Origin of the sequence: [Phormidium] sp. LEGE 05292 (genome assembly GCF_015207735.1) — a bacterium.
GTDB lineage: Bacteria > Cyanobacteriota > Cyanobacteriia > Cyanobacteriales > Aerosakkonemataceae > Floridanema.
This window is the reverse complement of the sequence record NZ_JADEWG010000225.1, coordinates 1-7,562: the sequence shown is the minus strand read 5'-3', so window position 1 is coordinate 7,562 and position 7,562 is coordinate 1. Positions and strand designations below refer to the sequence as shown.

Here is a 7,562-nt window from a genome sequence, read left to right as displayed (position 1 = left end):
AATAAGAGAAACTCCCCAGTCGATGGCGGTCCCCAGTCCCTAAATCCCCAATTGAATTTTCCTCAGCAATTCATAAAAAGGTTCCCAATTATCTTCCTGAGTAATCGGTTCCCAAATCGCTTCAATTTGTGGTCTAAGTAATACAGTTTTTGGATTCCAACGCTTCATTCTTGCTTCCACTTCTGCCATTTCTGATTCAGGCAAATTTTGCAAAATTCGGTGATACAAACTCCGCCAATTTTGCCAACTTTCCCCATTTTCCAAACCTTGTAAAAAGTCCGGTTCACTCAAAATCAAATTAACATCCTCCCGCCAGCGACGAGAAAACAAATCCGTAATTTCCGAGAAAAAAGTATGATAACCAACCTGAGTATCTCCTAACACCTGAATCGTGGATTTTAATAACTCTTCCCCCTCTGGTATTGAGAGATTTTCTAACCCCAACTTTCGCAACATTAACCGTTGATAATGCTCTGCATAAAATTCCGAAAATTTAGCCAATCCCGCTTCCAGATCGGCCTTTGATATTACCGCACGCAAAGGCACTTGCAGCATTTCCAAATTCCACTGGCAAATAGCAGGTTGATAACCGTAACAGTAGCGACCATAATAATCAAAATAAGCCGCTGTAAAAGCTGGATTATAAGTAGGGATAAAGGCATAAGGGCCATAATCAAAACTTTCCCCAGTGATTGCCATATTATCAGTATTTAAAACTGCATGACAAAAACCTGCTGCCATCCATTGTGCCACTAATTCCGCTACTTTTTGTACCAATTCTGCATAAAACAAAGCATAACGGTCTGATTCATTTTCCACATTTAATAAATGGGAATAATAAATTTCAATTACATGACCTAACAACTTTTTAATTAGGTCGCTACGCCCAATATAATGTAACCTTTCAAAAGTCCCAAAGCGGATATGAGAACGGCTAAAACGCACCATTACCGATGAACGAGTTGGCGAAGGTTCATCGCCGCGCCACAGAGATTCCCCAGTTTCAATCATGCTCAAACAGCGAGAAGTTCTCACACCCATTTGATGCAAAGCTTCTGCTGCTAAAACTTCTCTTACTCCCCCTTTAAGTGTTAATCTTCCATCACCACCACGCGAGTAAGGAGTTCTACCCGAACCTTTAGTTCCGAAATCATAAAGTTCGCCATCTATTCCCCGAATTTGTCCATAAAGAAAACCTCTTCCATCTCCTAAAGCTGGGTTATATTCACCGAATTGATAGCCATGATAACGCAAAGCTAAAAAAGGTCTAACACTTTGAAATTGACCAAAAGCTTCAATAAAATCTTGGTCATCAACTTTTTCTGGATCTAATCCTATTTCGGGTAGTAATTTGTCATTACGAAACCGCAAAATATGCTGGGGAAATTCCGCTGCTGGAACGGGATCGTAATAATCTTCTCCCAAGTTTTCTAATGCTGGTTCGTATTTCAAATTCAAGAAAGGATTAGCACTATTTAATTCCATTGCATTTACCACAATCTGATGAAAAGTAACAGTTCGTTGTAGGGACTTTAGTCATTGTTGGACTGAAGTCCCTACAACAAACCTAATTTATTATTAAAGTTGCAGATAAAAAAGAGGCTACTCTTAAAACTAGCCTCATAAAATTACCATTATGGGTTTACCAGTTAGCTGAAATGTTTGCTTGCTGGCGCTTACCGACGGTTTTGGTTTGGTTGGTTTTGCTGAATTTGAGCTTCCAACTTTTTCAGTTGTTCTGGAGTCAGAACAGATCTGATTTGTTGGTTAGAAGCTTGTACAATTGTACCGATTTGAGTTTTTTGATCTTGAGAAAGGTTCAACCGTTGCAACACCGGGGCAGCATTTTGACCTGAACGCATTGCTTCACTAAGCATAGTGCGCTGTTCTTGGGTGAGTACTTGCTCAATTTTTTGTTGTCTGTCAATCAGAATCTTGCGGATTTGTTGGACTTGATCTTGACTTAAACCCAATAATTCTTCAACACTCTGAGATGGATTGTTTTGTTGAGTGTTTTGTTGACTGTTTGCTGGAGGAGTAGTGTTTTGTCTCGGAGACTGTTGTGCCAGCGCCATTTGAGAACCCATAGTAGCAAGGGCTACAACGCTAGCAAATAGGGAAACGAGTTTGGCGGAAGAAAAAGCCATTCAAAAAATCCTAAAAAAAGAACAACAATGTGGTTTGATGAAAGAGTGTATTATCTATTCATCAACTTGGCTGACACGACGCAGGTTTAGGATATCACTCATTTTTTTAATTTGAGTGAATATGCGTTCTAATTGCTCATGATCGCGGATATCAATACCAAGGTCGATTACAGCTGGTCGGCCTTCGTAAGTCCTAACCTGAGCATTTCGCACGTTGATGTTATTATCTGTCAAGCGGGACAGTATATCTTTGAGAACTCCTACGCGATCGAGTACTTCAATTTGGATATTAACCGGATAAGTATGCACAGAAGTATCTTCTGTGTACTTTTGATTCCAGCCAACGAGTACAAGCCGATCGCCTGGTACACTATCCACATTCGGACAACCCTGCCTGTGGATCGAAATCCCCCGACTACCTCTTGTCACCACGCCGAGAATCGGTTCACCAGGAATTGGATTGCAACACCCAGCTAGATAATAAAGTAATCCCTCAATACCAACAATTGGAGAACAGGAACTACTGTGACTGGACTTGCTGTTGGTACTGGCTACAGAACGTGACGTTGTGGGCGGTAGAGAAGTTGCCTCTGTTGCTGATGGAATTGGTTGCAAGGTTTTTACAGTTTCTCGCATCCGATTTACCACCAAGTTGAGGGTAACTTCGCCGTAACCTAAAGCAGCTAGGAGATCATCGACGCTGTGATAGTTACATCGTTCCGCAACTGACTGCATTTGTTCGGATTTGATCACTGCTGAAAAGCCACTTTTGCCAAATTCCTTTTCTAACAGTTCTCTTCCCCTTGCCACATTTTCGTCTCGGTGCGATCGCTTGTACCATTGCCGAATTCGGTTCTTGGCACCAGTGGTTACTACAAAGTTTAGCCAATCTAAACTCGGATGACTATTTTTCTGAGTCATAATATCCACGATATCGCCATTTTTCAAGGGCGTATCTAACTGCACCATCCGACCATTCACCTTCGCGCCATAACAGTGATTTCCCACTTCTGTATGTATCCGATAGGCAAAATCTACCGCCGTCGCACCTTGCGGTAAAGAAATCACATCCCCTTTGGGAGTAAAAACGAAAACGTCGTCAAATCCTAAGTTATCTTTGACGTTTTCCAGATATTCTTCTGGATCTTTCAGTTCATTTTGCCATTCCAGCAGTTGCCGCAACCAAGTAAACTTATCTTCTTCAGCACTGATGCGACCGCGATTAGATGATTTACCACTTTCCTTATATTTCCAGTGCGCGGCAATCCCATACTCGGCTACGTGGTGCATTTCCAAAGTGCGGATTTGGATTTCGACAGGTCTACCAATTGGCCCGACAACAACCGTGTGTAAAGATTGATAGCGGTTAGGTTTTGGTAAACCAATATAATCTTTAAACCGACCGGGAATCGGGGTAAAAGAATCGTGAACCACAGCTAAAGAACGATAACATTCCTCGTTTGTCTCGACAATTAAGCGAATTGCTGCTAAATCGTAGATTTCGTGAAATTCCTTTTGCTGTCGCTGCATTTTTTGGTAAATGCTGTAAAGATGCTTCGGACGACCGTTAATATCTAATAACTTAATTGCAGCGTCAGCCAGTCCTTCTTTGAGGACATCTTGTACTTTACCAAGTCTAGCTTCGCGATCGGCGCGTTTTTCAGCGACCAATTCTTGAACTTGGCGATAGGATTCTGGTTCCAAATATTTAAAACATAAATCTTCTAATTCCCATTTAAATCTACCGATCCCCAGGCGATTTGCCAAAGGAGCAAAGATTTCTCTGGTTTCGGTGGCGATGCGACGGCGTTTTTCATCTGACAGATGTTCTAAGGTTCGCATATTGTGGAGGCGATCGGCTAACTTGACCACAATCACTCGAATATCCTTCGCCATCGCCACGAACATTCGGCGGATATTCTCCGCCTGTCGTTCTGTCTTACTGGAAAAGTTATGGGAAAACTTGGAAAGTTTGGTGACACCTTCGACTAATCTGGCGACATCTGCACCAAAACGCTGTTCTATATCTTCCACAGTCACGTCTGTGTCTTCTACCACATCATGAAGAAACCCAGCCGCAATCATCGCACTACCGCCACCCAAATCGCGCAACAACCCTGCTACAGCAACGGGATGACAAATGTAGGGTTCTCCTGATTTCCGGTACTGACCTTCATGGAGTTGGTAAGCAAATTCAAAAGCACGACAAATTAAGCCTGTATCAGTTGTATTACAAGCTTCGGGATTAGCACAATTAGCAGATAAACATTCCTGTAACCAATCAGGAATGACGCAATTGATGACGGGAGTGGGTGCGGCTGCGTTCATAGTATCGAACTTCAAACCTTAAAGGATAAAAGATTTCAACAAATTAGATTCAATTAGCTGATGAGCAATTTTGTCTAAAGAGGGTTTAGCGCCCTTACCAGGAGTGAAAATAGCATTCATCAAGGGCTCTTACGTTAAGAATATTCTGATCTAGAGGAATAAGAACCGCCCAAATCCTAAAACTTGGCTTAAGCTATGTCTCATCCCTAGTTAAATAACTGTCTAGATTTAGGGAAAACTTTCTTTACATAAGATTCTATCCCAACACTTTACCGAATGTTGCTAAATTCATTTCGCGATCGCTATCAGAAATTTTTACTAGCTATCCAGCATTACCAAAATCTGCTCAATAGCTACTCCTCGATTTCACAATCACCAGAAAACCAACAAACAGCAGCCACAAGCTCAGATAAAATCAAGCTCAAACAAGGTTTCGCTCAATTACAAGCAGTTTTTACCGAAGAAATTGCCAATTTAAGTTTAGATGACCTAGAACCAGCCATAGCCTCTCGCTTACAATCCTACCTAACAGAAATCAACAAGCAACTTCAACTACTAGGAATTGATGTCACTTTTTTACAAGCTTCTCGCCAAAGGGCAACAGCACAGACCAAAATAACCCAAATCAGCACCCGTCTGCAAACCATAACAAATTACTGTCAAGCCATTTTAGATTTGGGATTTTAGATTAATGCCATAGCTAACGCTGGAACTGCTGGACTTAAGGAAAAAGTTTTTCTCTCCACGAGCATCGTAGTAATATCGAAACTGGTTCAATATTATCGAAGAGTTTCCCAAAGGATAGAAAAAACCGTGCAGTGTCCCAAAGATCAGAGTGTAAGCTTAGTTGATGGTACTTTATCTGATAAATTAACCGTCCAACATTGCCCAGATTGCCAAGGAAACTGGATTTCTACCACTAACTACGAAGCATGGATATTATCTCAACCCCCAAGATTAGCTGAACCAAAGTTAATAACTAAGTCTGAGAGTAATTTGGATTTTGTCCCCTCTCCTAATGATAATCGTGCTGCACTATGTCCGGAATGTCAACATTACTTAACCAGAGCTAGAGTTTTTTATAAACGCTGTTTTTATGTAGAGCGTTGTATGCACTGCGGCGGTGTTTGGTGCGATAAAGGAGAATGGGAAGTTTTGGAAAAACTAGGTCTACATACTAATATTGAACAACTGTTTTCTCATGAATGGCAATCAAGGGTGCGGGAAATGGAATATGCAGAAAAAGAACGTGAGGCTACTACGCAAAAACTCGGTGATAAAGTAGCAGAAATGGTTTTTGAATTGGCAGAAATCCTAGAAAATCATCCTAATGGCGATTTTGGTGTTGCTTACTTAATGCGACGATTTAATAAGTAATGTCAAAGGAAAAATAACAAATGAAAAATGAAAAAGTTCTCTTTGCTGTAGAAAATTTACGGGTAGCTTATCCTCAATCTTCATCTATTTCCGAAAATATTCAATGGGCTGTTGATGATGTTTCTTTCACTTTAAAACCTGGTGAACGTTTGGGATTAGTGGGAGAATCTGGTTGTGGAAAGTCTACTTTAGGACGTGCAGCAATGCGTTTGTTACCTGCATCAACGCGCATTGAAGGAAGAGTAACTTTTCGGGATCGATCGGTTTTTGAGCTTTCGCCTTCCCAGTTGCGACGCTTTCGTGGCGAAGCGGTAGCATTGATTTTTCAAGACCCAATGACTCGCCTCGATCCCCTCATGACTATTGGCGAACATTGTATCGAAACTCTGAAAGCGCATCAACCACAATTATCTTCTCGTGAGGCGAAGGAAAAGGCAATTGCTACTTTGGAAGCGGTGAAAATTCCTGCTAGTAGATGGGCGCAATATCCTCATGAATTTAGTGGGGGAATGCGGCAAAGAGTGGCGATCGCACTTGCCCTCCTCCTTAACCCTAAATTAATTGTAGCAGATGAACCAACTACGAGTTTAGATGTTACTGTTTCGGCGCAAATCTTAGATGAATTAACTCGGCTTTGTCGGGAAAGAGAAATGGCTTTATTGTTAATTTCTCACGACTTGGCAATGGTGGGGGAATATTGCGATCGCATGGCTGTAATGTACAACGGTAAAATAGTTGAAACTGGCAAAACTGACTCAATTATTTATCATCCTCAGCATCAATATACGCGATCGCTCTTGCAAGCAGCATTGCATTTACAGGCAGTTGATGAGAAGGAAGAAAGAGAGCAGGGGAGCAGGGGAGCAGGGGAGCAGGGGAGAAAAATTCCAATTTTGCAAGTTAAAGATTTGAAGCAATATTACAGTTTAGAAAGTGGTTTTATCGAGAAAATATTGGCTCGGAAAAGTCAAACTATTAAAGCAGTTGATGGGATTAATTTAGAACTTTATCCAGGGGAAATATTAGGATTAGTGGGAGAATCTGGTTGTGGAAAAAGCACCCTATCCCGGACAATTTTACAAATAATTCATCCTACTTCTGGGAAAGTCGAATTTTTAGGTAAAGATCTCACCACTCTTCCTCGTGAGTCAATGCGATTAACGAGAAGAGAAATTCAAATGATTTTCCAAGACCCCCATGCTTGTTTAAATCCTCGCATGACTGTGGGACAAAGTATTAGCGATCCCTTATTTATTCATAAATTAGCAACTCCCACCGAAGCAAAAACTCAAGTATTAGAAATGTTGAAAAGAGTGGGATTAACACCAACAGAAGAATACTATGAACGATATCCTTCTGATTTATCTGGAGGACAACAACAAAGGGTTGCTATTGCTAGAGCTTTAATTACGCGCCCGAAATTGGTAATCTGTGATGAGCCAGTAAGTATGTTAGATGCTAGTGTGCAAACCCAAGTTTTAGAATTAATGTTGGAATTAAAACGAGATTTTGATTTAACTTATTTATTTATTACTCATGACCTTTGGGTAGCGCGGTTTTTTTGCGATCGCATCGCCGTCATGAACAGCGGTCAAATAGTAGAAATAGGCCCAACTCACCAACTTTTCACCAATCCCCAACATCCCTACACTCAAACATTATTAAAAGCTGCCCCTTTGTTGGCTAGAAAATAAGGCAGAGGGGCAGGGG

The 7,562-nt window shown here is 41.2% G+C and carries 6 protein-coding genes; 3 read left to right on the top strand and 3 right to left on the bottom strand.

Annotation, left to right across the window (positions count from 1 at the left end; all coding sequences use genetic code 11):
• Window positions 1–39: 39 nt before the first annotated feature.
• The 3 genes from IQ264_RS30405 to IQ264_RS30395 form a co-directional block, all read right to left on the bottom strand.
• Window positions 40–1,485, bottom strand: a complete 1,446-nt coding sequence (locus IQ264_RS30405; protein WP_193986086.1) for a protein adenylyltransferase SelO — start codon at window positions 1,483–1,485, stop codon at window positions 40–42.
• Window positions 1,486–1,676: 191 nt separating this feature from the next.
• On the bottom strand, window positions 1,677–2,147 hold the full coding sequence (locus IQ264_RS30400; RefSeq protein WP_193986084.1) for a hypothetical protein: 471 nt from the start codon (window positions 2,145–2,147) through the stop codon (window positions 1,677–1,679).
• Between the two features lie 54 nt (window positions 2,148–2,201).
• Window positions 2,202–4,475, bottom strand: coding sequence for a RelA/SpoT family protein (locus tag IQ264_RS30395; protein WP_193986082.1), 2,274 nt, complete (start codon window positions 4,473–4,475; stop codon window positions 2,202–2,204).
• Window positions 4,476–4,751: 276 nt separating this feature from the next.
• On the opposite strand from IQ264_RS30395, the gene patD reads away from it, so the two are divergent.
• The 3 genes from patD (at window position 4,752) to IQ264_RS30380 (ending at window position 7,546) form a co-directional block, all read left to right on the top strand.
• Entirely contained in the window at window positions 4,752–5,162 is a 411-nt protein-coding gene (gene patD / locus IQ264_RS30390; RefSeq protein ID WP_193986080.1) for a heterocyst frequency control protein PatD, read from the top strand.
• Between the two features lie 126 nt (window positions 5,163–5,288).
• Entirely contained in the window at window positions 5,289–5,852 is a 564-nt protein-coding gene (locus tag IQ264_RS30385) for a zf-TFIIB domain-containing protein (protein ID WP_193986077.1), read from the top strand.
• A 20-nt stretch (window positions 5,853–5,872) separates the two neighbouring features.
• Window positions 5,873–7,546: a dipeptide ABC transporter ATP-binding protein gene (locus tag IQ264_RS30380; RefSeq protein WP_193986075.1), complete on the top strand. Its 1,674-nt coding sequence runs from the start codon at window positions 5,873–5,875 to the stop codon at window positions 7,544–7,546.
• Window positions 7,547–7,562: the final 16 nt, after the last annotated feature.